Raw genomic sequence first — 25710 nt, 5'->3', positions numbered from 1 at the left:
TACGCAACCGCTCGCCTACGCGGGCGGGATCAGGTTGATCAGGAATTCCTGGTCTCGGGCTCCGGAACATCTGCCCTGCACGATCTCCGCGCCGTCGACGGTATCCTGGTCGCGCAGCGCCAGGCAGTGGTTGGTGGCGGTGGTGCGGATGCGGAAGCGTGCCGCGGTCGTCGGGCCCGTCGCCTCTATCCGGAACTGCTGGGCGGGGTTGTCGTCGGCGCAGTCGTCCCGCGGCTCCAGCAAATTGTCGCCGGGCCCCTCGACCAGGACGGTGAGGCAGCCGATGCCGTATCTCGAGTGGTGCCACTGGATTTGCACCACGCCCTCGTCGATCGGGTCGAGGTAGACGCGCGGCGACGATTGCGAGCAGGGGCGCTGCGCCGCGATGGCGGTGGGATAGCGCTGGGTGCGATCGCGCCCCTCGGCCAGGCACAGTTCCGGTGTGCGGGCCGGTTGGATGCGTACCCAACTCCCCACATCGGCGAGCGCCAAGCCCGCCACCGGCTGACTCGCCGTGGGCACCGTGTCGTCGCGGGAGTGCAACACGAGGTCCTGCACACTGAGGGTGACCGCGACGCCGAGTACCGCGGCCACCACGAGGTTGACGAACTGCCACCAGCGCGAAAAACGGCGTCCCGGCGGGCCTTCCGATGTCTCGGCGACCGCCTCCGGCTCGTCGACGGGAACACTCTCGGCGGCGGCCCTGACCTGCTGCGACTGGTCTCGTACCGCGATCCGCCTGCGGGCATCGAGCCACTTCTTCACCTGGTCGTCGTCGAGTCCACACGCGTGGGTGAACGCGATGACGAATCGTTCCCGGGGCAAGGTGTCGCGCCCCAGCGTGGTCGCGATCGTGCTGGACGGAAGCACATCGCCGGACGCCGCGGCCTTGCCTTCCAGTTGCCGGTAAGCCAACCCGGACCATGCCTTCAACAGCCGCAGTGCGGTGATGAACTCCGTGGGAGAACCGACCCCTTCCGGCTCGGGTAGGCAGGTCGACGATAGGGCGGGTTCCCCCTCCTCACGCTCCATAGCCTCCAGCATGGCAGAAGTTTTTCGAATCGGTATACCCAACTTCACCCGTCTTTAACGTCCCGAACCGATTGGTGCGCAACGGATTGCGCTGAAGTGCCTAGTAGCAGGTACTTGCTGTTGCTCGAATTCACTGCACCACTTGTGTTTCCAAGACCCCCCATTCGGGGCTGACCACATAGCGTTGTCCGGCACCGTATTTCACACATACTTTGCGAGCACGAGCGGCCCGAGCCGGGCCGGACGTTCGTTCACGCCCGAATTCGGACAGGGGGCGCGCACCGCCGGAACCGCGGCTGCCGGAACCGCGCGTCGGTGCTGGTAGCCGGGGCGAGTCGAGGCGGCCTGCGGGCGTTCGAGCACGTTCACGAACATGTCCGATTTGTCCCGAACATGGCCTGAACAGCGCGAACGCTTGTCGGGCCGCTGAGCCGCCGCAAGACTGAAACGACCAAACACCGCTGCCATCCGCCCCGCCGGAGTTCGGATGTCGGAGGGATCTCGAACCCCCGACGGAACCGCGCCCGCTGGACCAGCGATATCCACCCCGGTCATCGGTTCACCCACGATGGGCCCGCCCGCGCACATTGCGGTTTGCGAGCGACAACCCATCCCCACTCGAGCAGAAGACGTGCGTCGTCACGGCGCTTACGGGCTATTCGGCGATGCCACCTACTGCCCCAGGGGAATTCACCTAAAGGAGGGTCCTGAATGAATGCCCAAAAAAGTATGCCACATGAATGGCAGGTCGTTGTTGTCGGGGCAGGTAATGCGGGTCTCTGTGCGGGAATAGCGGCGTTGCAGGCCGGCGTGCATTCTGTCGCCGTACTCGAGTCGGCACCGAAAGAACTGCGCGGCGGAAACAGCGCTTTGACGAAGAGCGTGCGTTTTCCTTGGCACGACCGCTCCTACATCGCCACCCTGCTCGGCGAGCCGGACGACCACCGCGTGGATGACCTGCTGGCCGGGCGGCGCGAATACACCGAGGACGACTATCTCGACGACTGGCTCCGCGTCTCCGGCAGCCAAGTCGACGCCGCGCTGATCGAGTCCATTATTCATCGCGCCAACAACGCCATTACCTGGCTGCACGGCCTCGGCCAGCGGTGGGTACCGAGGAAGAATCCGCTGCCCGGCGACGTACCCGTGGTTTTCGACGGCGGCGGACAGGGCCTGCAAGAACGCAACTTCGAGCAGTACGAACGCCTCGGCGGTGTCGTCCGCTACGACAGTCCGGTGACCGGCATCGAGCCGGTCGGCGGGAAGTACCGCCTGCACGGTTCCGGCCCGGCGTTTCCCGTCGTCTGCGATGCGCTGATCCTCGCCTCCGGCGGATTCGAGGGAAACGCGCAGATGCGCGGACACCACCTCGGTGATCCGTGGCGCGAGGTGAAACTGCGCGGCGTGCCGTTCAACGACGGACTTCCGCTGGCGGCGGCCATCGCGGTCGGCGCGGATACCGCGGGCAACTGGCGGAAATGTCACACGACGCCGCAAGGCATCGGGCTGCCGAGTTACCTGCTGCCAGGGCAGATGTCGAGGTCGCATGAACTGACGCGCTACGCCTTTCCGCACGGCATCGTCGTCAACCGATCCGGACGCCGATTCTTCGACGAGTGCGCCGAATACAGCAATCTGGCCTACGTCACGCTCGGGCAGAAGATCATGGACCAGCCGGGCAAGATCGCCTATCAAATATTCGACAGCAAGGTCATCAATGCCGGGCTGCTGCCGGACAGCTATTTCAGCGATCCCGCGTCCATCATCACCCCGACGCTCGAGGACGGCGCCCGGCAACTCGGCATCGAGGCCGGCCAGCTGCTCGACGAGGTGAAACGCCTGAACAGTGACCCGCAAGCGGTCACCCATCTCGACGCGCCGCCGTTCCTTTTCGTTCCGGTGGTCTCCGGATTGACCTTCACCTATGGCGGGCTCTCGGTGACGGAAAACGCCGAGGTGCGCGGCGGTGGCGAGCCGATCGACGGACTGTATGCGGCCGGCGTCATTGTCGGCGGACTGTACGACCAAGGCTATCCAGCGGGCACCGGACTGATGGCCGGTGCGGTGCTCGGCCGCGCGGCCGGAACGCACGCCGCCGAATACGCCCTTCGCACCAGGGCGATCTGACATGCGCATCGTTGTCATCGGCGCCGGGATGATCGGCGCACGGCACGCCGCGTACTTCGCGCAGGCGGGTCACCAGGTCAGCACCGTCGACCAGAAGGCCGCGGCGGACTTCGACCGATTGGCGCTGGTACCCGACCCGGCGGAGGTGGCGGCCTGGGTCGTCGCCACGCCGACCGCCACGCATCTCCCGGTGCTCGGCGAGGTGCTGAGTTACCAACGGGACGCACGCATTCTGCTCGAGAAGCCCGCGTGCTATCCGACCGAATTCGCCGATCTGACGCGCCTGGTCCGGCGGTATCCGCGCGCGCGAATCGTCGTCAACGACGTCTACGCCTACAGCGCGGCCGTGCGGCGCTTCACGGAGTCGGTGCGGCAGTTCCGCGCATCGGATCAGATCAGGAAGATCACGATCGAGTTCACCAAGAATCGGGAGCGCGACGTCGCGAACGGCAGGTTCGTCGATACGCAGTACGGCGAGCCCGGTTACGAGTTCTTCCACATGCTGAGCATTCTTCGTTCGGTCCTGCCGGTCGACCAATATCAGACCTACCTGCGCACGGTGCCGATATCGGTGACACCCGAGATGCGGGTATGCACGTCGATACCGGGCTTGCCCGAAGTCGAGATCTACGCCTCGTCCAAAGGCGTGATCGGGTTCGCGGACCTGGCCGGTTTCGCCTTCTCCGGAGATATCGCGAAGGACCACATTCATCGTGCCCTGATCCCCTACGGCGACGAGCTGCGCTACCGCTTCGCGGACGTGGAGTTCGCCTCCGGCAGGCACGTGACCCTGGTATTCGAACCGCATTACGGCGTGGCGGTCGACTACAAGAACGAACACGCCGTCCATATCCGCGATGCCGCGTCGCAGCATCGGTTCACGGTCTCCGGAAACCATTTCAAGGAGGCGCTGCTCATCCAGTTGGATCTATTGTGCCGCACTGCGGTATCCACTCCCCCGCTGCGGCTGCCGGAGCATCAGTTCATGGCAGACCTCGGCGGTCAATTCAGCAAAGTTTAGAAAAAGCGATAATTCGCACGATCGAAAGAGATCAACCATGCAAACCTTCGAGGAAGTTTCGACACTCTTGCGCGTGGCCCCCGACATGCTGCCCGAAGTCACGGATGTGGAGTCGGCCCGCACGCGGATCGCGACCGAAATCAAGGCCGAGGAGTCCGCATACGACTTGTTCGCGCAGGCTTGCCGATTCGAGCACCCCTACACCGTGAGCTGGGTGCACCGGCCCGGTGAACGGTCGGCGTATCTGTCGCTGGAACTGGCCGCGGAGTCGCTGGACGACGATCGGCACCGGGCCCTGCTGGCCGGCGTCGTGCTGTCGACCTCGATGTCCATCCCCTACGACTATCGAGCGCACGCCGCTGAGGAACTGGTTCGGCTCGGGCTCGGTAAGTTCGCCGGCGCATTCCAGGAGGTCGTGGACTCCTACGCACCGCTGCCGTCACGCAGTCTCGAGGCGAAGATCAATGTGCCGACCGACGGCATCGATCACCTGTTCACCATTCCGGACACCGCCGAGGCGCGGATCGACCTGTTGATCACCGCGAGCAAGGCGAAGACACTGGAGAGCCGGTACCTGCTCGCCGGGCGGGTCCTCGGGCACACCCAGGTGCCGGCCGCGACGACGGACGCGGAACGTCTCATCGTCGAGGATGCCGGCACGACCATGATCGCCCCGTCGGACTACCTGGTGCCCTGGGACCAGGAGTTTCCCGGTCCGGATGGCGCCGGGATCACGCTCGCGGAACTGATGCGAATCGTCCTGCTGTGCCCGGAGTTCAAGCTGCCCGACGCGAAGGTGCGACCGATCCTGGTGGACTTCTACAAGTCCGTCCTGCGGATCAGCGGCCGCTCGATCATCGGCCTCTCGGCCGGTGTCTTCCACGTCGAACACGGCACCCTCGCGACACCGTCCTACTACTACCAGGGTCGCGATTCCATTCTCGGCAAGGGTTTGGTGATCGACTGCGTCGGCGGTGCGATCCTGCAGAACGGCTCGTTCCTCGGCGGCGGGTTCATGCCCATCCTGATCCACACGCACAAGCACATTCGCAAGAGCGGTGGTTCCGGCGCCTCGGAACGCAAGACGATCCAGCCGTGCATCTTCGCCGCCGAGGCCGGTGCCCGATTCCCGATGGACGCGGTCGGTCTGTTCGAAACCGTCGACTATCTCGGAAAAGAGGCTCCGTTCAAGGGCATTCGAGCCATTCCGCTCTGAGCCCGGCCGTCCGTATTCCGCTTTACCCCTTAGTTCGTGAGATTTTCTCTGCCCGTAGGCCCCGCGTGTCACTCGTTCACTGCTCGGTGCTGGGAGGTGAGAAGTACAAGGAGATGAATGCTGTGTTCAATACAACTGTCGCCGTGGTCGGCGCCGGCTACGTCGGACTGACGACGGCGGTGTGCCTGGCTTCGCTGGGCCACCGAGTGATCTGCGCGGATGTCGATCCGGCGAAGGTGAAGACATTATCCGGCGGTGAATCCACCATCGCGGAACCGGGCATGTGCGAGCTCGTCGTGGACGGATTGGCCGCCGGGCGACTGAATTTCGTGCTCGGCGCCAGCGCGGCGGTCGCCGAGGCGGAGTTCGTCATCCTGTGCGTCCCGACACCGATGGGGCGCGATGGAGCAGCGAATCTGAGCACGCTCGAGTCCGTCGTGGCGGAGTTGCGGCACCAGCTGCTGCCCGGTTGTGTCGTGGTGAACAAGTCGACCGTGCCGGTGGGTACCGCGGTGCGGATCAACGATCTGATCGGCCGCGAGGATGTCACGGTCGTGTCCAACCCGGAGTTCCTGCGGGAAGGTTCCGCGATCTACGACTTCCTGAATCCCGATCGGATCGTGGTCGGCTCGGACGATCCGGACTCCGCCGAACGTGTTGCCGCACTGTACCGGCGGCTCGACGCGCCAGTTCTGCTGACCGGTTCGGCGAGCGCGGAGATGATCAAATACGCGGCCAACTGCTATCTGGCCACTCGCCTGTCCTATGTGAACGCCATCGCCGAGTTGTGCGAGTATCTCGGCGCGGACATCAGCGACGTGACCATGGGCATGGGGTACGACCAGCGGATCGGCAAGGAATTCCTGCGGCCCGGCCCGGGGTGGGGCGGGTCCTGCCTGCCCAAGGACACGGTGGCGCTGTTGCGATCGGCGCAGACCGTCGGTTGCGAATTCCCGCTGCTGCGGGCCGCCATCGACACCAATACCCGGCAGCACGAGCTGGTGGTGGACAAAGTTCGCCATGCGGTCGGCGGCCGATTGGCGGGGGTCCGAATCGGCATGCTTGGCTTGACGTTCAAGGCGGGCACCGACGATCTGCGCGACTCGCCGGCGTTGGCGATCGCGGAGCGGCTGGTCGCCGAGGGCGCGGACTTACGCGCTTACGACCCCAGCGTCCGGAAAGCGGTGCCGGGCAGCACCGATGGCGTGCGGGTCATGGAGACCGCGTACCACGCGGCACACGGTTCGGCCGCGATCATGGTGCTCACCGAATGGCCGGAGTTCCGCGACCTGGACTGGAAGCGGATGGCGGGCTTGCTCGTCGGCCGCTCGGTGATCGACGCCCGCAATCACCTGGACCCGCTGGTCCTGCACCTCGCGGGACTGTCCTGCGAACGTGTCGGTAGAGGGAGTCCGAAGCTGTCCGATCTGGATCTCGCAGGCTGACAGAGGATCTCGCGGGATGACGCGAAAGGCCCGGAACCGCCCTGGTTCCGGGCCTTTTCGCGCTATTGCGATCCTCTCAGCGCACTCTCTCGAGGAATCCAGCTGTGTCGGAGGCGATCTCGTCGGGATACTCGCCATTGATCGCGTGTGAGGCGTCCGGATAGACCCGCACGGTGGCGTCGGCGAGCACGGACTCGGCCCGCCGAGCCGCCGCCGCGCTGTCGTGCATCACCGACCGGCCCGCCAGCACGACCAGGATGGGCATCTTCAGGCTCTTCAGCTGATCATCGGAGAATTCCGTCGGCGCGGGCAGGTGCAGCGCATACGTCTGCATGCCGGCTTCGATCATGTCCGCGACGGGGACATCCTCGACCGGCGCGCCGCCCGCGGTCCAGCTGTTGAAGTCGTCGCGCCAGCTCTTCGGCAGCCAGCGCACGGAGGCCGGTATCGACCGGATGATCGTGCGAAACGGCATGCCCGCGAACGTCATCGCCGGATCGAGCAGGATGACGCCCGCGATCTTGTCCGGTTGCCGGATGGCGAGATTGGTGGCCGTCCAGCCACCGATCGAGACGCCGAGCAGGTACAGCTGTTTCTCGGGCAACTGCCGGAGCGCCTGGTGCAGCCAGCGCGCTTGGTCGTCGTCGTGCTCGATCGGGCGGGTCTGGATACTCGCGCCGGGCTCACCGAGCAGGTCGATGGCGTAGACGGTGCGCAGTTTGGTCAGCGTCGGCAGGTTGTCCGCCGACATCGGTGTCGCGGCGGCGCGTCCGGGCAGCAAAACCAGTGGGGGCGCGGCCGGGTCGGCGCCGTCGAAGCGATACACCCGGACCACGCCGTAGTCGGTCCGCAGATCGAGCGTCGCGTTCGGTGCGGGCAGCTCGCGCATCGCGCGGGTGTAAGCGTCGAAGAATCGGTCGTGACCCGCCGCGGAGGTGAAGTGCCCGACCGGGGAGGTGTCACGGACCGCGAGCCAGGCCACCAGGCCGAGCGTGACCACCCCCGCGGTGATCGTCAGCAGTCGCCGCTTACTCCAACGCGACCGAGTTGTGTTGGGCGCGAGGTCTTTTTCGTCATTCATCGAGCACCTTCCCTGGGGGGCCGTGGCAGTTCGGAGCACCTGATTGCGTCACCGGTGCCCGAGGCGAATCCAGAAGTCGATGTGGTGTCCGGCGTCGAAGTCGGTGGGTCCGATCCCGCCCGGCCCGGGGGCCAGCGACTGGACGAACGGCCGCTCCCCCGCGACCGGTGCCCACGCGGGCCGGTTCGGGACAGCGGGCACACCGTCGTGCGCGAACGCCGACCAGTAGTCGATCATCGCATCGGCGAGCTCGCGTTGCGCGTCATCGAGGCCGCGCGCCAGACCGGGCAGGTCGAACAGGTAGGCCAATTCGGAGCCGTGGTACGCGCCGTAAGGAAACGGTGCGGCGGGCAGGTCGGTGAACTGCGGCGGCGCCGGGTCGGCGAACTCGTAGGCGAAGACGGTCGCCGACCGGGCCAGGGCGTCGCGGGCGTTCCTGGTCGGGTACGCCCAGGTGCGATCGGTGTTGAGCTGGGCCAGCGTCTTCGCGTTATCGCCGGGCTGAGCGGGGTAGGCGGCGGCCACGGCGTCGGCGTGGGTGCCGAAGTCGGCGTCGAGCACTCGCCGGTATTCGGCCGCGGTCAACGGTGACGGCACCGTACCGACGATCGACACGCGTGCCTCGTCGCGGTTGTTGCCCAGGATGATCGGCATGCGCGCGAATCGGCCCTCGCGCAACGCGATTGCCGGGTGATCGGGTAGCAGCGCGTTGCCGTAGCTGGGGCCGAACAGTGGCTGGCCCGCCAGCAATCGGTCGGCCGGGGCACGCCGGAGGCAGGTGAGGTCGCTACCGTCCGGCGGGCAGCCGAGGCTCTCGGACACTGCGCGACCCTGTTGTTCGGCGTATGCCGGAGTATCGAACGCGGTGCTGCCGGTGCCGTCGGCGGCGTAGGGTGGCCACTCCGACATGCAGGTTCCGCTCTGCATGATGGCCTTGTGGAACAGACCGGTCGCGGCGGGCGAAGTGAGTTGCGCGCAGGTGCTCATCGCGCCAGCCGACTCGCCGAACAGGGTGATATTGCCGGGATCGCCGGCGAATGCCGCCGCGTTGGCCACGGCCCAGCGCAGGGCCAATTGCTGGTCCTGGAGTCCGAACGTGCCGCCGCCGGACATACCGGGTAGGCGCAGGAAGCCGAAGATGCCTAGGCGATAGTTGGCGGTCACCACGACCACGTCACCCTGGGTCGCCAGCCGGGCCGCGCCGTACTCGGCCGCGTTGCCCTGATAGAAACCGCCGCCGTACAGCCACACCATCACCGGTCGCGGACGAGTGGCTTTCGCTGCCGGTGTGGTGACGTTGAGGTAGAGGCAGTCCTCGGATTGCGGGCCCTCGGACGGATCGGCCGGATTCTGCATGCACAACGAGCCGGGTGTGGTCGCGTCCCGCTCGCCCGTCCAGGCCGGTGCGGGTCGCGGTGGCTGCCAACGCAGTTCGCCGACGGGTGGCTGCGCGAACGGAATCCCCTGGAAGACACGATGATCGGGGTACACCGTGCCGCGAACAGCGCCACCTGTCGTGTGCACCACCGCCGGGTCGGCTCGGTCCTGCGCACACGCGCTGAAAAGGACTGCGATCAGCGCCGCGGCGAGCGCGCAACTTCCGGCAGCGAGACGTGGCTTCATCGGACGGCCTTTCCTGATGTCCGGCTGATCTCGGCCGGCGGTCTGACGCCTGTCCAGTACAGGCAAACTCCAAAATAGGACATGCCTGTCTCATTAACAACCGCAGTCGTCCCATCGATTCCTTGGGGGTGCTAATGTTCGGCCATGGTCAGCCGCGGACACGTCGACGCGACGCCCACCCCGTCGAGCGGCCCCCGGAGCCGCACCCGGACCGCCATCATGACCGCCGCGCTCGCGGCGTGGACGCGCGACTTCTCCGCATCGCTCACCGACATCGCCGACCGCGCCGACGTCAGCCGCAGCACCCTGCACCGCTACTTCCCGGAGCGGCAAGATCTCGTCGATGCCGTCCTCATCGATTCGTTGCAAGTGGTCGATGCCGTGGCCACCGCGGCCAACAACGGGACCCGCGCCCCGCTCGACCATCTGATCTATCTGTTGCGGTCCCTCGTCGAAGTCAGCGACCGCGTGGTCTTCCTCTTCGCCGACCCCCGCCGCTTCGCGGGCAACCCGCACTGGGGCGATGCGAGCGATGCGAGCGTGCGGACGCTCATCGCCGCCGCGCAGGCCGAGGGCACGCTCGACCCCGAGTTACCGACGGAGTGGATCGACGGGGTCTACAACGCGCACATCTTCCTCGCCGCCGAAGCCGCCCAGCGCGGTACCGCGCCCTCACATGCGGTCGCGGACAACGCGATTCGCACTTTCCTCGGCGGTGTGGGCGTTCCGCGGTCGACCTAGCCGTAGGTACCCGGCTGAATCATCGGTCGATCGCGGCTTTTTCGACCTGCCCGCGCACCCATGCCAGGAACGTCTGCACGTCGGCGGTGGGTAGCGTCAGCGCTGCTGTGCGGGGGCGCTGGAAGCTGCGCAAGGCAGCGTCGATGAGGGCCCGGAAGTCCGCCTCGGATGCCATGATCAGCTGCGCGGCTTCGCTTTTGGCGAGCCACCGGCCGGTGCGGTGGAACGCCACCGAGCGGCAGCCGTTGAGTACCTGGTTGTCGCTCAGGTGTCCCTCCCCCGTGGCGTGCTCGCGGACCGAGGCGAGCAGCGCGGCGAAAAGGTCATGCGGTGCGGGTGGCGCGAGCACCTGCCGCACCGGGCTGCCGTACAGGAGACAGCCCGACTGATAGGCGATCGACCGATCGATGACATACCAGAACGCCGGTGACTGCGTCGGATCGAAGCCGGCGCGATTCGACAGCTGCGGACCGGTATTGAGATCCAGCAGGTACCCCGCCGCGGCGGAGGGCTGGGCGGCGAAAGTGGCGTCGTAGACGACCAATTCGAGCCCGGCCGCAGGACATGGCAGGGCAGGGTGCGCGAGCACTTCGGCCAGTTCGCGTATCGCGGATGCGGGCAGCGACGGTTCGACCACCAGGATCACGTCGATGTCGCTGCGCCCGTGGCGGTAATCCGCCAGCGCGATCGATCCGACCGCGATGGCGCTGCGCAGCTGCGGCCCGCAGGTCTTGTGCGCCCGCTGCACGAGCTCTGCGAGGTACTGACGCACCTCGGCGGGCACCGCGTGTGGATCGACGAGAGCCATGCGGCCAGTATCCATCAGCGCCCCTCCGCCCAGCCGTTGGGCGGAGGGGCGCGGCCGGGCTACCCGAGTTCGGCGTCGGCCAGTTCGACCGGCGAGGTGTCGATCGGGTCGTCGTAGCGGACGGCATGGCGGTAGCTGTAGTCGTCACGGTCGAAACGGACCGCCTTGCGGTAGGTCTTCAGCAACGACCACGGACGGATATACGGCGACTTGCCTTGGGAGTTGACGAAGTAGCTGTTCGACCCCTCGCAGCGAGTTTCCAAGTAGTACGACAGATTCCGGCCGCTACGCAGCATCTCCTGATGGAACCGCTCCTGCGCTTCGGGCCGCACCTCCACCGTGGTGGCGCCGCGCCGCCGGGTCTCGTCGATGACGGTGGCGATGTGGCGCATGGCGTTCTCCACGAAGTAGTGGAACGCGGTGCCGGTCCAGGAGTAGGGGCCGATCATGATGAAGCGGTTCGGGACGCCGGCGACGGAGGTGCTGTAGTAGGCCTTCAGTTCCTCGGTGTTGTAGAAGACGCCCAGGTCGAATCCGTCTCGGCCGATGACGGTTCCGGGTTTGTAGCTCTCGGGGTCGGAGAACACCTCGTAGCCGGTGGCCAGCACCAGCGCGTCGATCTCCCGCTCGACGCCGTCCGCGCTGCGGATGCCGTTCGGCTGGATCTCGGCGATGCCCGCGGTGATCAGCTCGACATTGTCGCGGTTGAGCGTCGGCAGATAGTCGCCGCCCGCACCGCCACGGATGCACGCGATGCCGAAGCCCGGTCGCAACACGCGCCGGATCTCCTTGTCCTGCACCTTGATTCGCAGCCACCCCGCGTACGCTGCGCGTCCGACGGCGTCGACCAGGCGGGCGCCCAATTTCCACAGCGGCGCGGGCGTGAAGACCGCGATGCGCAACAGCGAGTCGATGACCGTTTGGGCTATCCCGTTGACGGCGGCGGAACCGCCGGGCAAAGCGAGCAGCCGTTGCATCCAGGGGCGCAGGACGAAATCCGGCTTCGGCAGGTACACCTGCGGCGTGCGCTGATAGATGTCGAGCCGGTCGACCTGCGCGGCCAGCTTCGGCGCGATCTGCATGGTGCTGGCGCCGACGCCGATGATGGCCACCCGCTTGCCGGTGAAGTCGAAGTCGTGGTTCCAGTCGGCCGGGTGCATGGAAACCCCGGTGTAAGCGGCCAATCCGGGGATGTTCGGCTCGGTCTTCGGGTTGATGTAGGCGCCCACCGCACTGATCACGAACCGGGCGGTGATCACCTCGCCGGTATCGGTGTGCAGCCGCCACAGCGCGTGGTCGTCGTCCCATTCTTCGCGAACGATGGTGGTGTGGAAGCGCATTCGGCGCGGCAGGTCGTGCTCGGCGGCGACCTCCTGGAGATACTGCAAGATCTGGTCGCGTTTGGCGAAGAATCGGTCCCAGTCCGGTTTACGTGCGAAGGAGAATTGATAAGTTGTACTGGGGATGTCGCAGCCCGCGTCGGGGTAGCTGTGGCTGTACCAGGTGCCACCGAGCCCGCCGATCCGGTCCACGATCAGGAAGTTGTCGATCCCGATCTCCTGGAGCTTCACGCCGGCACAGATGCCGCCGATGCCCGCGCCGATCGCGACGACCTCATACTGGGGCGCCTGCACTGTGTCCACGAATTCCGCGGCGATACCGTTCGTTTCGGTCACTGGGCACCTTCCTCGGCACGCTGAGCACTCGGTTGAGCCGCAGTCCGGCCGTTGGTGGCGATGTCGCGCGGCGGCTGGCCGGTGCGCACTACTTCGGCGACGCGACGGCGAAAGAGCGGACCCAGTCCGGCGATTCGATAAGCCGCCCGCCAGAGCGGCGGGAACCAGGTCGCGAAGCGCAGCGGCAGGCGCGGGGTGACCGCGACTGTCCATGCCACCTTGGTCTGCTCGGCACCGACGTCGTCGAAGGTCATGTTCTCGGCGTACTGGCGGACGAGCAGATATTGCAGCCAGGTGGCGCTCACCACGCCGAAAGTGATGCGGCTGTTCGGTTCATAACGCCAGAATCGCTCGCGTTCCACCCACAGCACACGCAGCGGCGCGAAGACCGAACCCATCTCGCGGACCACGCCCACACCGCGAGCCGGCGAGTCGTAGCGCACGCCGGTGCGCGGGATCGGCAGCCACCGCCACGCGTGCTCGTCGTCCAGGGCGGTCCACACTGCCCATCGCGGCGCGTCGAAGACACCTTCGACGGTGAAAACCAATGCGGCGGTGTCGAAGACGGAATCGTCGACGGGCTGTACCGCGGGATACTGCTTGTGTAAGAACGAGGTGATACTCAAGGTCGTCTCCGATTCGGGGAAGAGTGCTCAGCGGGCGACGGCGTGCCGGGGCGCGGCGTCCGCGTCGACCGGCCGGGTAGTCGTGTACCGGTAGTGGTCCAGCGGGAAATGCCGGTTGCTCCAGTACATTCCGAGCTGTGTGGTGGCCCGGAAAGCCGGACCGTCGCCCTGGTAGTTGATGTAGTAGGTGCGTGACTCCGCGCAGCCCTGCTTGAACAGGTAGGTGTTCTTGTTGCGGGCATACATTCGGGTGAAGTACTCGTCGTGCGGTTCCCGGCGGATCTCCGCGCGGGTGGCGCCCCTGCGCAACGCCTCACCGATGACCCGTGCGCTGTGCGCCGCAGTGGCTTCGATGAGCGGGATCACCGAACCCGGTGCGTAACCGTAGGGCCCGAAGATGTGGAACATATTGGGGAACCCGGGCACGGACACGCCCTCATAGGCCTGATACCTGTTCGTGTCCCAGAACTCGCCCAATTCGGTTTCGGTGCAGCCATATACGGGATACGGCGGTGTCGCGCCCCGGTCCATCACCTGGAATCCGGTGGCCGTCACCACCAGATCGAACTCGCGATGCACCGCGTCCTCGGTGACGACGCCGCGCTCGGTGAACCGCTCGATCGCCGTGGTGACCAAATCGACGTGCGGCTCGGTATAGGTCTTGAAGTAGTTGTTGGAGATCGACGGTCGCTTGCAGCCGAGCCGATAGGTGGGCGTGAGCGCGCGCCGCAGCGTGCGATCGCGGACCTGGGTGAACAGATAGGCCTTCAACGCCACTTCGCCGGCGCCGAGCACCGCGGAGGTGAGGCGCGGATAGTCGGACAGCGCGAGCCCGACACCGAGGAAGGCGTTGACGGCGACATTCCCGATCAGCCGGACGGCCTGCTGGGCGGGCGGCAGGTCGAGCACCCGGTGGCTCAGTCTGCCCAGCGGGAAGTCCGGTTTGGGTGCCACCCAGATGGCGGTGCGCTGAAACACGGTCAGCTGCTCGGCCTGCGCGGCCAACTGCGGAATCACTTGCAGGGCAGTGGCTCCGGTGCCGATCACCGCGACGCGTTTGCCGCGATAATCGTAGGAGTGGTCCCAGCGCGCGGTGTGCATGAGGGTGCCCGCGTAGTCGGCTATACCCGGAATCGCCGGCGGTTTCGGCTGTTCGAGCGCGCCGACCGCGCTCACCAGGAAACGAGCCGTGATCTCATCGCCGTCGGTGGTGCGCACCCGCCACAGGTCGGCGATTTCGTCGAACCGTGCCTCGACCGCGCCACACCCGAGCCGGAGCTTGCCGCGCAAACCCTGCCGGTCCACCACTTCCTCGGCATAACGCTGGATCTCGTTGCCGGGGGCGAAGAATCGGGACCAGCGCGAGCGCTGCTGGAAAGAAAAGTTGTAGATCGGTGACGGAACATCGACGGCCACACCGGGATAGGTGTTGGCGTTCCAGGTACCGCCGACCCGATGCCACTTGTCGATGATCAGGAAGTTCTCGACACCCGCGCGGCGCAACGCCACCCCGGTGCCGATACCGCCGAATCCCGCGCCGATCACGAGCACGTCGTGCTCAGGAATGCTGGTGGAGCTCATGGAAACCTACCCGTGGTCGTGCGGCCGGTCATGCCGCGGTGGTCTGGTCGGTGGCCGGGCTCGCGGCCGACGCGTCGAGCACGCGGCGCAGGAACGCACCGATCTCGGCGATGGCCGCGCGCGCGTCCGGCAGCAGGTCCGCGCCCGCGTGGAAGACATGGATGGCGTTGTCCCAGATCTGCAAGGTGTGCGGCACACCGGCTTGGGCGCAACGGCGGGCGAGCGCCTCCGAATCCGGCAGCAGCACTTCGAGATTGCTCACCTGGATCAAGGTCGGTGGCAGACCGGCGAAGTCATGGTTCACCGGCGACCAAGCCGGATCGAGCACGCCCTCGCGGGCGAAGCCGATCAAGGCGGGCACCGCGAGGGCCCGCGCCGACAGCATCGCGTCGCGCCGATCGTTCGGGTGCTCCCGCCGAATGCCGGGGTCGAGATCGGCCCACGGCGCGATCGCCGCGATGGCCCCGGGCATGGGCAGCGCCATGGCCCGGGTGGCGAGCGCGGCGGCGAAGGCGATACCGCCACCTGCCGAATCACCGGCGAAGACAATGCGTTCGGCGGCGAACCCGCTGTTCAGCAGATGACGATAGGCGGTGATCGCGTCGTCGACGGTGTCGGTGATATGCCCCTTCGGCAGCTGCCGGTAGTCCACGTTCAGCAGCGCGACACCGGCCGAGCGGGCGATCCGAGCGGCCAGCCTGCGATGGCTGTGCAGGCCTCCGGCCAGGAACCCGCCACCGTGGAAGTACAGGATCGCCGCACCCTGCGCGGTGTCGTCGGGACCGAGATGGTCGCGGTGCCAGAGCCATTCGGCGCGGAAGTCCGGGAACAGGACGGCCCGGCGCCTGGTGCCACGGGCAGGTCGCAACGGGATCGCCAGCAGGTCGGCCACATTGGCTATCCGGAACGCCCGGCTGCCGCGCAGCGCAGCCGACTCAGCGAGAACGCAGAGGAGGTCGACGGCGGGCCGCAGCGTGCCACGCAGCAGCGCGTGCGCCAGGCGCAGCCGCAGACTGGCCTTGCTGGCGAACTCGACGTGCACGCCGTCGCGGGTCGTGGGCAGGGCGAGCGGTGCGGCGGTCATGCCGACGCTCCCGCCAGTGCGGGAACCTGATAGTGGTAGTCATCGAGCGGGAAACGACGGCTACCCCGGCGCGCCTCGAAGAACCCCGAGGGCCGGACATAGGTGCTGTCGCCCTGCGAGTTCCGGTAGTAGGTCGGGACATGACCGTTGAGGTCGGCCAGGTAGTAACGCAGCGACTCGCCCCTGCGGTGGATCTCGCGATGATAGGCGTCGGCCGCTTCCTTGCGCACCTCACACCACACCGCACCGCGACGGCGCGCCTCGCCGATGGCCCGCACCGCGTGGTCGGCGGTCATCTCCACGAAGGCGTGCCAGCCCGAGCCGGTCCACGAATACGGGCCGACCAGCGTCCACCGGTTCGGCAGACCGTGCACCGAGACGCTCTGGTACGCCTGCAAGCCTTCTTCGCTGTAGAACTTGGCCAGATCGAAACCGTTGCGGCCCAATACTGTTCCCGGTCGGTAGGTCTCCGGGTCGGAGAACACTTCGTAGCCGGTGGCCAGGATGAGCGCGTCGAACCGGTGCAGCGCCTTGTCGTCGGTGCGGACCCCGGTCGGCGTGATCTTCTCGATCGGCGTGGTCACCAGCGCGACATTGTCCCGGTTGTAGGCCCGCAGATAACTGTTCGACAGGGTCGGGCGCTTGGCCACCAGCCCGAAGTTCGGGGTGAGCGCCTCTCGCGTGGTCGGGTCGGTGATCACGCGCGCCAGGTAGCGCCGATACAGCGCCTGGCACACCGCGTCGAAGCGGTCCATCACCGGATGCACCACGCCGCCGGGCAGGCCGACGATGGCACGCAACGCCAGATCGACCACCACCAGCGCGCCGCCGTTCAGCATCGGCTGGATACCGGGCACACCCAGAACCCGTTGCAGCGCAACGGGAATCCGGAAGTCCGGCTTGGGCAGCGACCAGACCGGCGTGCGCTGGAAGACGGTCAGCTGCCCGACCTCGGGCGCGATGGACGGAATGATCTGCACCGCACTGGCACCCGTGCCGATGATGCCGACCGTCTTGCCGGACAGGTCGTAGTCGTGATCCCAATCGCTGGGGCGCAAGACTTTCCCCTTGAACGATCGGGTACCTGGGATGCCGACCTCGTCCTTGGGGCGGACGAAGGCGCCGACCGCGCTGATCACGAAGCGCGCCGTCACCACCGAGCCGTCGGTCAGGCGCAGCTTCCAGTACCCCGAGTCGTCGTCCCACTCTTCCCGATCGACCTCGGCGCCGAAGCGCACCCGCTCGCGCACGCCGAAGCGGTTCGCGACGTCGACGTGGTACTGCTTGACCTCCGGCCCCAGCGGAAACACCCGGCTCCAGTTCGCCTTGCGGGCGAAGGAGTACTGGTAGGCCAGCGCCGGAATGTCCACGCCCAGACCGGGATAGTGGTTCTCGTGCCAGCTGCCACCGACCTCGTCGGAGCGCTCCAGCACGATGAAGTCGTCGATGCCCGCGTGCCGCAGTTTCACCCCGGCCGCGATACCGCCCGGGCCCGCGCCGATCACGGCGACCTCGTATTGTGGCTCTGCTGTGTCGTTCATGGCTGTCTCACTTCGTGATTCGGTTCAGCAACGGCTGGATGCGGGGTAGCAGCTTGTCGGCCAGATCGAAGGACCCGATGCTGCCCACCGTGCGGATCAGGCCGGGCGACAGGCGGAACAGCCCGTACCCGAGCCAGGCCTCCGGATTCACCGGCACGATCGCCCGATTCCGGCGGATCGCACGTTCGATGGCGCGCGCGACCTTGTCCGGCCCGGCGAAGGACAGGCTCTGGACCCGGCCGATGTCCGCGCGCCAGGCCGCTTGCTGATCGGCGTCGAGCCCCGCGCGCTCACCGTGCGCGAGCAAGTCGGTCCGGATGGCACCGGGACAGATGGCCGTGACGCCGATGCCCTTGGGCCGCAACTCCACTCGCAACGCCTGGCTGGCCATCAGCACCGCGGCTTTGGCCGCCGCGTAGGCCGGGATGTACTTGGCGGGGAAGAACGCGGCCCCGGACGACACGTTGACGATGTGCCCGTCGATACCGGCATCGATCATCTGCCGGGCGAACACCCGCGACCCGTAGATCACGCTCATCAGATCGATGTCGACGGTGCGCTGCCACTGTGCCGCACTGGTTTCGTAGAACCCGCCGGTATCCATGACTCCCGCGTTGTTCACCAGGATGTGCGCAGGTCCGAACTCGCCGCGCACCCACTCGGCGCACGTGTCCCATTGCGCTTCGCTCGCCACATCCAGCCGATAGGGATGCCCGCGCCCGCCCGCGGCGACGATCTCGTCGGCCACCGACTGCGCGGTGTGCTCATCGATATCGGCCACTACCACTCGATATCCGGTGTCCGCGAGCAATAGTGCGGTCTCGCGCCCGATCCCCGCGCCACCACCGGTGACGATCGCTGTTCTCATCGCCGCCCACCCAGCACTCGATCGGAGAGCTGAACCGCTCGCTCCGCCAACGGCATCCGGGCCAGCCCGACGATGCCGCGCATGAGCCCCGGCGACAGGCGCGCCAGATACCAACCGGCCCAAGCTTCGAGACCTACCGGCACGGTGGCGAGGTTCCAGCGCACCGCGCGCTCGACCGCCGCGGCGACCCGGTCCGGGGATCGGCCGAAGATCCGCTGCCCGCGCGCGAGTTTCACGGCCCACTCGGCCCCGTGCTGCTCGTCCGTGCCCGCCCGGGTTCCGTTGGCGGACAGGTGCGTATCGATCAGCCCGGGGCACACCGCACTCACTCGGATACCGCGACCGGCGAATTCGGCTCGCAGCGCCTGCGTGCCCAGCCACGCACCGGCTTTCGCGGTCACGTACGACGGCGCGAGCGGTGTGGGCAGGAACGCGCCGACCGAGCAGATGTTGACGATGGCGCCGCGCTTGCCCGCCTCGACCATCTGCTGCACGAACAGCCTGGAACCCAGCAGCGGACCCATCATGTTGATGGCGATCATGCGCCGCCAGTCGTCGCCGGTCTGCTCGAGAAAGCCGCCCGAGATCAAGATGCCGGCGTTGTTGACCACCACATCCGGGACGCCGTGTGTCTGCGACACCTGCGCGGCGAACACCGCGAGGTCGGCCGCGTCGGCGACATCGAGCGGGTAGAACTCCCCCTGCCCGCCCGCCGCGCGGACCAGCCCAGCCGTTTCTTTTCCGCCGCGTTCGTCGATGTCGGCGACGATCACCGTCGCGCCGCGCTTCGCGAACCGCAGGGCGGTGGCCCGGCCGATCCCGCTACCGGCCCCGGTCACCACGGTCACGGTCATGATCGACAACCTGGTCGTGCACTGGCGAACAAGGGGAAATGAATCATGCCGCGACTCCTGTGTCGTCCTCTGCCGGAACAGCCGATCGAGCAGCGATCAATTAACCGACGCTGATGTCACTAAAAGTAAACTGTCTCAGACAGAAGCGCAAGAGACGGTCCGCCGCCAGGGCATACGATGTGCGGGATGACCGAAGCAGCCAAGCGCGGCCGCGGGCCGGGCAGGCCGCGCGACGAACAGAACACCGAGCGACGCAGGCGCGAGCTGATCGCCGCCGCCTACCAGGTGTTCACCACGAAGGGCTATGCCGCGGCGTCGACCGCGGACATCACCGCGGCGATCGGCATCGGCTACGGCACCTTCTACCGCTACTTCGACAGCAAGCGAGCGATTCTCGACGAGGTGGTCGACTACGGCCTCGATCGCATCCTCACCGAGATCGCGGACGACGTGTTCGAGCCCGCGTCGATCGAGTCCGAGATGACCGTCGATCGGCTGGTCCAGACCTGGTCCGGCGCGGTGGACCGGATGTGCCGGATCGCCGAATCCGACCCGGCCCTGATGCAGGCGATGCTGTTCGAACTGCCCGGCATCGACGACGAACTCAACACTCGGCTGATCGGCCTCGGCGGCATCCTCGCGGCCGCGGTCGAGCGCTTCCTGTCCCGCGCCGTCGACGCCGGCGTCCTGCGCGCCGACGTGAACACCACCGATGTCGCGTGGATGCTGATGGCGCTGACCATCCCCCCGGTGATGCGCACCTTGCAAGGTGGCGGCGAGCTCGACCGGCGCAGGTACACCGACACCGTGCTGGCCGTGCTCACCCCCGGCCTGCGCGGCCCCCAGCCAGCGGCGAATTAGTCGACGTAGTCGTCTGCTAATCTCGGCCGATCCCTGCGGAAGGGCGTTCGATGGCGGAGCAGATACCCACCTCACGAGTGCGGCGCGGCGCCGTGTTCGGCAAACTCGTTGCCGGACAGGCGGTTCGCGGTGCGGGGGTCAAGCTGTCGATGGTGGGCGACACCGACGCGGAGCGAATCGCACGCACCGAACGCGCACTCGCCGACGCGGCCGAGGACATCGTCACCGTGCTGGGCAGCATGAAGGGGCTGGCCATGAAGGCAGGCCAGTTGCTGTCGATGTTCGATCTGCTGGCCGCGTTCGGCATCGAGACCCTGCCCGCTGCCCAGCGCGAACGATTCCAGCGCAAGCTCGCCGCCCTCTACGACCAGGCACCGCAGCTACCGTTCGCGCGGATGCGCACGGTCATCGAGGCCGACTACGCCCGCCCGATCGGCGAGGTGTTCGCGGCGTTCGAGTCCGAGCCGATCGGCGCGGCCTCGATCGGCCAGGTCTACCGCGCGCGGCTCACCGACGGCCGCGCGGTGGCGGTCAAGGTGCAGTACCCCGGCATCGACGTCGCGGTCCGGGCCGATCTGAAGAACCTCAGCCTGGTCATGCGGATGCTGCGCACGGTCGCGCCCGCGGTCGCCGACCACGCGCTGTTCCGCGAGCTCACCACGCATTTCGCCGACGAGACCGACTATCGCGCCGAAGCCGAGCATCACCGGCTCGTCGCGGACAGCTACCGCGACCATCCGTTCATCCGCATCCCCGAGGTGGTGACCGAGCTGTGCACGGCCCGGGTGCTCGTCACCGAACTGGTCGAGGGTCTGAGTTTCGCCGAGATCGTCGCGCTGCCCGATCCGGAGCGTGACCGCGTCGGCGAGATCCTGCACCGCTTCTACCTGGGCGCCATGGCGCGGGAACGCTGCTTCTCCGGCGATCCGCACCCGGGCAACATCCTGCTCGCCGCCGACGGCAAGGTCGCCTTCCTCGACTTCGGCCTGTTCAAGCACATGGACGAGGCCGCAGTCGAATTCGAATTGCACTGTGTCCGAGCCGCCGCCGAGTACCGCGGCGCCGACCTGCGCGCGCTACTGGTGGAATACGGTGTGCTGGAGCAGGATTCGCTGGCCAGTGCGGACGATTGCCTGCGCCTGGTGCACGAGGTCTCCGGCTGGCTGCTCACCGACGCCGAGATCCGGGTCGCCGAGGACGCCGCGGCGCACGCCGTGCTCGCCTTCGTCGACCCACGCCGCGGCTACTTCGACCGCTGGCGGCGCGAATACGCGCCCGCCGAACATGCTTTCGCCCGTCGGGTGGAATACGGCACCCTCGCCCTGCTCGGCAAGCTCCGCGCCAGCGGCAACTGGCACCGCATCGCCCGCGAATGGTGCTACCACGAATTACCCCGCACCGAACTGGGCGTGCTCGAACATGATTGGCTGACCCAGCGGAACAGATCGGCGGCCGACGGTGCACTGCCGGTCGCGGGAAACGCTGATCTGTCCTAAGTACTGAAAGGAAGTCGCAGGATGCTGTTGCCATCGACCGAGCGGGCGTTGTTGCACCGGGTCGCCGTCGAGCAAGCGGAGTACCGGGTGCCCTCGCTCATCGCCGCCGTGGTGCGCGACGGCGAGCTGGTGTGGTCGGGGGCCAGGGGCCGGGTCGACGGCAGTCAGCCGACTATCGATACCCAGTACCGCATCGGCTCGATCACCAAGTCGATGGTGGCCACCATGGTGCTGCGGTTGCGCGACGAGGGCAAGCTCGACCTGGCCGACCCGCTGACCAAGCACGTGCCCGGCGCGCCGCTCGGGGATCGCACTGTCGCCCAACTGCTCTCGCACACCGCGGGCCTGCGTGCGGAGTCGCCCGGCGACTGGTGGGAGCGCACCGAGGGCGGGGATTGGGCCGATCTCGCCGACAGCATGAACGGCGACCCGGGCAGCAAAGCACTGTTGCATCGGGCGGGCCGCCGATTCCACTATTCCAATGTCGGTTTCGCCGCGCTCGGCGAGTTGGTCGCGCAGCTGCGCGGCCGGAGCTGGTTCGAGGCTTTGCGCGCCGAGGTGCTCGTCCCGCTGGGCATGGGCCGCACGACCGTGTCGCCCGCCGCGCCGCACGCCACCGGCTGGGCGGTGCATCCCTGGGCCGACGTCGTGCTGCCGGAGCCCGCACACGACCACGGGGCGATGGGCGCGGCGGGTCAGCTGTGGTCCACGGTGTCCGACCTGGCCCGCTGGGCGGCGTTCCTCGGCGGCGACACCGGCGACGTGCTCGCCGCAGACACCTTGGCGGAGATGCGCGAGCCCGCCATCGTCACGGACGGCGACCGGTGGGACGCCGGCTACGGGCTGGGCCTGCAGTTGCAGCGCCGCGACGGCCGCCGGCTGGCCGGACACACCGGGGCCATGCCCGGCTTCATCGCCGAGGTCTGGGCCGACCCGAAGGACCGCACCGGTGTGCTGTTCCTGTCCAACACCACCTACGGCGGCATCCGCGGCAAGCTGACCGGTGCGATGCTGGACATCCTGGCCGAGCACGAACCGAACCTGCCCGAAGAGTGGTTGCCCGCGCCCGAGGTCGACCCGAAACTGTTGGCGCTCACCGGAACCTGGTACTGGGGCACCGCCTCGATCGCGCTGCACCTGAGCGCCGATGGCCTGCTGTCACTCAAAGCCCTCGCGCACGGCGGGCGGGAGTCACGGTTCCGGCCCGACTCCGACGGCTCCTGGACCGGACTCGACGGGTACTACGCCGGTGAGCGCATGGAAGTAGTGCGTGGCCCCGACGGCGTGGCACAGCGGCTGGAGCTCGTGAGCTATGTGTTCACCCGCGCGCCTTACGAGCCGGTCGAGCCCATCCCCGGTGGTGTCGACCCGGCGGGCTGGCAAGGACGAGGCTAGGACGTCCCCGCGCTGATCATCGGTGGCCGCCCTGCACTCGGGACTGCACGAGTTGCAGCACCTGGATCAGGCTGCCGACGAAGTCCTGCGCATCCGGTAGCAATTGACCCTGGGGATCGGTCAGCACGCTGACGTCCAGCGCGGTCACGGTGAAGAAGATGCCGATACTCTTGCCGCGGACGGCCGTATCGAGCCTGAGGCGCAGCGTGTGCATGAGGTCGAGCATCGTACCGAGATCGTCACCGGCCGCAGCCAGCTCGCCCATCAACCGGCGGGTGTTGTCGAGCAGGTCGGCGAGGTGCCGACCGGTGGTATCGGCGTAATCGCCGAGCGCCGCGCTGGTCGCCGACACCTTCGTCAGCAAATCGCCGATGGCTCTGTTGTTTTCGGCGAGCGTGCCGAGCAGGTCGGGCAGCGCGCCCGCCACCCGGCCCAGTTCGCCGTGCCGGGCCTCGATACTGCCTGCGAGCGTGCTGAACTCGGTGAGCGCGGCGTCCACTCGGACACTGTTGACGTTCAAACTGTGGACCACACCGGTCATTTCGGTGATCAGGTGGGACAACTGGCCGCCTCGACCACCCACGATCGCGTCCAGCTCCGAGGTCAGCTCGGCGAGTGCGGCCACTCCACCGCCGTTGAACAGCAAGGAGATCGAGATCAGCAGCTGTTCGGCGGACGCGGCCGAGGACGTCCTGTCGAGACCGAGGGTGGCGCCGTCGCGGAGCATCGGCGCACCCGGTCCGGCGGGCGGCGTGGACACCGCGACGAATATCTCGCCGAGCGGGGTGTCCTGGCGCAGTTCGGCCGTGCTGCCCTCCGGCAGATCGACGTCCGTGCTGATGGTCAGGTCCACGATCGCCCGGAAGTCCTTGGTGCTGATCTTGGTGACCACACCGACATTCGAGCCGCCGATCCGCACCTTCGCCTGATCCGCCAAGCTCAGCGCGTCCTCGAATATCGCGTGCACCGTGTAGGTTTCACCGGACACACCCGGCATGGGCAACGGCAGCTTCTGCACCGTGAGACCGCACCCGGAGCCGACCGTCACCGCGACGATCGCCACCAACGCCATGATCGTCGTTCGGACGCGGCGGCGAACAAGGTTGGTCTGTGCGCTTTCCGGGTTCGCGTGCTCCAGCGCATCGACTTCGAGCTCTGCACTCATTCACGACTCCCCCCGACCGTAGCCTGAAACTACCAGTCGGAAGCACACTCCGTGCCCAAATCGTGGCTGCGAAAGTTCTTCTCCCACAGCAGAAGAGCGTTCGTACCTTAGATGGGCAGCGGCCCGATCGGCATGGTCGGGCGATGTTGCGCCGCTTCGTGATCGGAAGTCCGGGTCGCCAACAGGCCTGCGACGCCGAACTTTCGGATGAGCTCCGGATCGCTGATGACCTCGAGGAACTTCACGACCTGAGGCGACTTGTCTCGCGCGTGAACTGCCAATTCGCGCCGGACCGGACGAGACAACCGGATGACCGACAGCAGCCTGGCCGAACCGTGCAGTGCCATCCTCGGCACCAGTGCGATGCCGACGCCGTACTCCACCATGCTCAACGCGGTGGACACGTCGGGTGCGCGGACCGCGAATCGGATCGGCACCCCCGCGCGGGCTCCCTCGCGCAGCAACGTGTCGGTGAGATCGGAGTTCGCGCCGCAGCGGATCCACGGCGCCTCGACCAGTTGCTTCCACGAGCCGTCGAAGTTGCCGCGCTGGCTGGGGTGACACACCACGACGAGCTCTTCCTCGCCGAAGCAGTGCACGAGGCGCGAGCCTGCCTGCCCGAGCGGTCCGACGGCGAGATCGAGGCCGCCCTCTTCCAACGTCGCGTCGAGCTCACGGAGATCGGTGAACGCCCTGACCTCGACGCTGTCGAGATGGCGTTCGTGGCGCATCCGGTAGACCAGCGGCGGCAACAGCTTCTGCGCGATGGTCGGCGTGGTGCCGACGGTCATCACGCCGTCGCCGAACGACTCCCCCATGGCCATCGCCTGCCGGGCGGATTCGACGACTTTGGAGGCCTGGACGAAGAACGCCCTGCCGAAATCGGTGAGCCTGGATCGGCGCGACTGCGGATCGAACACGTTGCGGCCCAACGAGGTCTCCAGCACATCGATCTGCTGCGACATCGCGGACGGCGTGATGCCGAACCGCCGCGCCGCCGCGGACAGCGAACCCAGTTCCACCGCGTGCACGAAGTAGTCGAACTGTCGCAGCGTGATCGCGGTGGAACTGAGTACAGGGTTTTCAGACATCGGCAACCTTCGTGTCGAGCCATCGGCAATCCACAGCCACGGTCCATTCGAATTCTTTTGCGCGCCGTTCATCCTATGAATTCGAATAGCGAGTCCTCGACGGAGCCGCCGTCGAGTTGTTACTCCGGCTTGCGCAAGCAGTATCTACTGGAGATGACTGTTAGTCAAACCTCGAGTAACACTAAATTCGACTGTTGCCCGGATCACCGTTCGGCTCGGGGCCGAATCGTCGGATCTATTCATATCCCACCTTCCGGCTCGCCGATTTGTGAGGTCGGGTTTCAGCTGCTCTGCGCCCGGTTTCGTTGCCGCGCAAGGTAACCGGATGCCACTATTTTGCCAATTGCCGAATTGGTCAAGCGTCCACTACGGCGGCGT

Annotated in this window: 22 protein-coding genes; 8 read left to right on the top strand and 14 right to left on the bottom strand. The window is 67.0% G+C overall.

Annotation, left to right across the window (positions count from 1 at the left end):
* Positions 1-15: 15 nt before the first annotated feature.
* Both IBX18_RS07125 and IBX18_RS07120 read right to left on the bottom strand, forming a co-directional pair.
* The gene (locus IBX18_RS07125) at positions 16-1032 is read right to left on the bottom strand and encodes an RICIN domain-containing protein (protein ID WP_228540584.1); all 1017 of its coding nucleotides are present in this window, start codon (positions 1030-1032) and stop codon (positions 16-18) included.
* Positions 1033-1233: 201 nt separating this feature from the next.
* Positions 1234-1407, bottom strand: a complete 174-nt coding sequence (locus IBX18_RS07120) for a hypothetical protein (protein WP_194832936.1) — start codon at positions 1405-1407, stop codon at positions 1234-1236.
* A 336-nt stretch (positions 1408-1743) separates the two neighbouring features.
* On the opposite strand from IBX18_RS07120, the gene IBX18_RS07115 reads away from it, so the two are divergent.
* The 4 genes from IBX18_RS07115 (at position 1744) to IBX18_RS07100 (ending at position 6841) form a co-directional block, all read left to right on the top strand.
* Positions 1744-3159, top strand: a complete 1416-nt coding sequence (locus IBX18_RS07115) for an FAD-binding protein (RefSeq protein ID WP_228540583.1) — start codon at positions 1744-1746, stop codon at positions 3157-3159.
* Position 3160: 1 nt separating this feature from the next.
* Positions 3161-4180 carry a Gfo/Idh/MocA family oxidoreductase gene (locus IBX18_RS07110; RefSeq protein WP_194832935.1) on the top strand — a complete coding sequence of 340 codons (1020 nt, stop codon included), beginning with the start codon at positions 3161-3163 and terminating at the stop codon, positions 4178-4180.
* 73 nt (positions 4181-4253) lie between these two features.
* Entirely contained in the window at positions 4254-5396 is a 1143-nt protein-coding gene (locus IBX18_RS07105) for a hypothetical protein (RefSeq protein WP_306796180.1), read from the top strand.
* 113 nt (positions 5397-5509) lie between these two features.
* Positions 5510-6841, top strand: a complete 1332-nt coding sequence (locus tag IBX18_RS07100; RefSeq protein WP_255528032.1) for a UDP-glucose/GDP-mannose dehydrogenase family protein — start codon at positions 5510-5512, stop codon at positions 6839-6841.
* Positions 6842-6917: 76 nt separating this feature from the next.
* On the opposite strand, the gene IBX18_RS07095 is transcribed toward IBX18_RS07100, so the two are convergent.
* Together IBX18_RS07095 and IBX18_RS07090 are read right to left on the bottom strand one after the other, a co-directional pair.
* Positions 6918-7922 (bottom strand): alpha/beta fold hydrolase, encoded by a 1005-nt coding sequence (locus tag IBX18_RS07095; protein WP_194832932.1) that lies wholly within the window; start codon positions 7920-7922, stop codon positions 6918-6920.
* 48 nt (positions 7923-7970) lie between these two features.
* A complete protein-coding gene (locus IBX18_RS07090; RefSeq protein ID WP_194832931.1) occupies positions 7971-9545 on the bottom strand; it encodes a carboxylesterase/lipase family protein in 1575 nt (524 codons plus the stop codon).
* Positions 9546-9689: 144 nt separating this feature from the next.
* Between IBX18_RS07090 and IBX18_RS07085 the strand changes: the two genes are divergently transcribed.
* Positions 9690-10286, top strand: a complete 597-nt coding sequence (locus IBX18_RS07085; protein ID WP_194832930.1) for a TetR/AcrR family transcriptional regulator — start codon at positions 9690-9692, stop codon at positions 10284-10286.
* Between the two features lie 19 nt (positions 10287-10305).
* On the opposite strand, the gene IBX18_RS07080 is transcribed toward IBX18_RS07085, so the two are convergent.
* Genes IBX18_RS07080 through IBX18_RS07045 form a run of 8 tightly spaced genes read right to left on the bottom strand, consistent with a single transcriptional unit; the run spans position 10306 to position 19324 of the window.
* Positions 10306-11094: a nucleotidyltransferase domain-containing protein gene (locus tag IBX18_RS07080; protein WP_228540582.1), complete on the bottom strand. Its 789-nt coding sequence runs from the start codon at positions 11092-11094 to the stop codon at positions 10306-10308.
* Positions 11095-11153: 59 nt separating this feature from the next.
* Positions 11154-12770, bottom strand: a complete 1617-nt coding sequence (locus IBX18_RS07075; protein ID WP_306796179.1) for an NAD(P)/FAD-dependent oxidoreductase — start codon at positions 12768-12770, stop codon at positions 11154-11156.
* A complete protein-coding gene (locus tag IBX18_RS07070) occupies positions 12767-13396 on the bottom strand; it encodes an SRPBCC family protein (protein ID WP_194832928.1) in 630 nt (209 codons plus the stop codon). The genes IBX18_RS07075 and IBX18_RS07070 overlap by 4 nt, the downstream gene beginning before the upstream one ends.
* A 27-nt stretch (positions 13397-13423) precedes the next feature.
* Positions 13424-14977, bottom strand: a complete 1554-nt coding sequence (locus tag IBX18_RS07065) for an NAD(P)/FAD-dependent oxidoreductase (protein ID WP_194832927.1) — start codon at positions 14975-14977, stop codon at positions 13424-13426.
* Positions 14978-15005: 28 nt separating this feature from the next.
* Positions 15006-16061: an alpha/beta hydrolase gene (locus tag IBX18_RS07060; protein WP_194832926.1), complete on the bottom strand. Its 1056-nt coding sequence runs from the start codon at positions 16059-16061 to the stop codon at positions 15006-15008.
* Positions 16058-17602: an NAD(P)/FAD-dependent oxidoreductase gene (locus tag IBX18_RS07055; protein WP_194832925.1), complete on the bottom strand. Its 1545-nt coding sequence runs from the start codon at positions 17600-17602 to the stop codon at positions 16058-16060. Before IBX18_RS07055 ends, IBX18_RS07060 begins: the two co-directional genes overlap by 4 nt.
* Positions 17603-17609: 7 nt before the next feature.
* Positions 17610-18470: an SDR family NAD(P)-dependent oxidoreductase gene (locus IBX18_RS07050; RefSeq protein WP_194832924.1), complete on the bottom strand. Its 861-nt coding sequence runs from the start codon at positions 18468-18470 to the stop codon at positions 17610-17612.
* Positions 18467-19324, bottom strand: coding sequence for an SDR family NAD(P)-dependent oxidoreductase (locus IBX18_RS07045; protein WP_194832923.1), 858 nt, complete (start codon positions 19322-19324; stop codon positions 18467-18469). Before IBX18_RS07045 ends, IBX18_RS07050 begins: the two co-directional genes overlap by 4 nt.
* Positions 19325-19510: 186 nt before the next feature.
* Here IBX18_RS07045 and IBX18_RS07040 point away from each other — a divergent pair, with 186 nt between their 5' ends.
* From IBX18_RS07040 to IBX18_RS07030, 3 genes are read left to right on the top strand one after another with little or no spacing between them, the layout of a single operon-like run.
* A complete protein-coding gene (locus IBX18_RS07040) occupies positions 19511-20185 on the top strand; it encodes a TetR/AcrR family transcriptional regulator (RefSeq protein ID WP_194832922.1) in 675 nt (224 codons plus the stop codon).
* Between the two features lie 50 nt (positions 20186-20235).
* A complete protein-coding gene (locus tag IBX18_RS07035; protein ID WP_194832921.1) occupies positions 20236-21681 on the top strand; it encodes an AarF/ABC1/UbiB kinase family protein in 1446 nt (481 codons plus the stop codon).
* A gap of 21 nt (positions 21682-21702) precedes the next feature.
* A complete protein-coding gene (locus IBX18_RS07030) occupies positions 21703-23076 on the top strand; it encodes a serine hydrolase (RefSeq protein ID WP_194832920.1) in 1374 nt (457 codons plus the stop codon).
* 16 nt (positions 23077-23092) lie between these two features.
* Here IBX18_RS07030 and IBX18_RS07025 read toward each other — a convergent pair whose 3' ends face one another.
* A complete protein-coding gene (locus tag IBX18_RS07025; protein WP_194832919.1) occupies positions 23093-24241 on the bottom strand; it encodes an MCE family protein in 1149 nt (382 codons plus the stop codon).
* 107 nt (positions 24242-24348) lie between these two features.
* Positions 24349-25332, bottom strand: coding sequence for a LysR family transcriptional regulator (locus tag IBX18_RS07020; protein ID WP_194832918.1), 984 nt, complete (start codon positions 25330-25332; stop codon positions 24349-24351).
* Positions 25333-25710: the final 378 nt, after the last annotated feature.

The sequence above is a fragment of the Nocardia sp. XZ_19_369 genome (assembly GCF_015355715.1).
Taxonomy (GTDB): Bacteria; Actinomycetota; Actinomycetes; order Mycobacteriales; family Mycobacteriaceae; genus Nocardia.
This window is presented reverse-complemented; position numbering and strand designations above follow the sequence as displayed.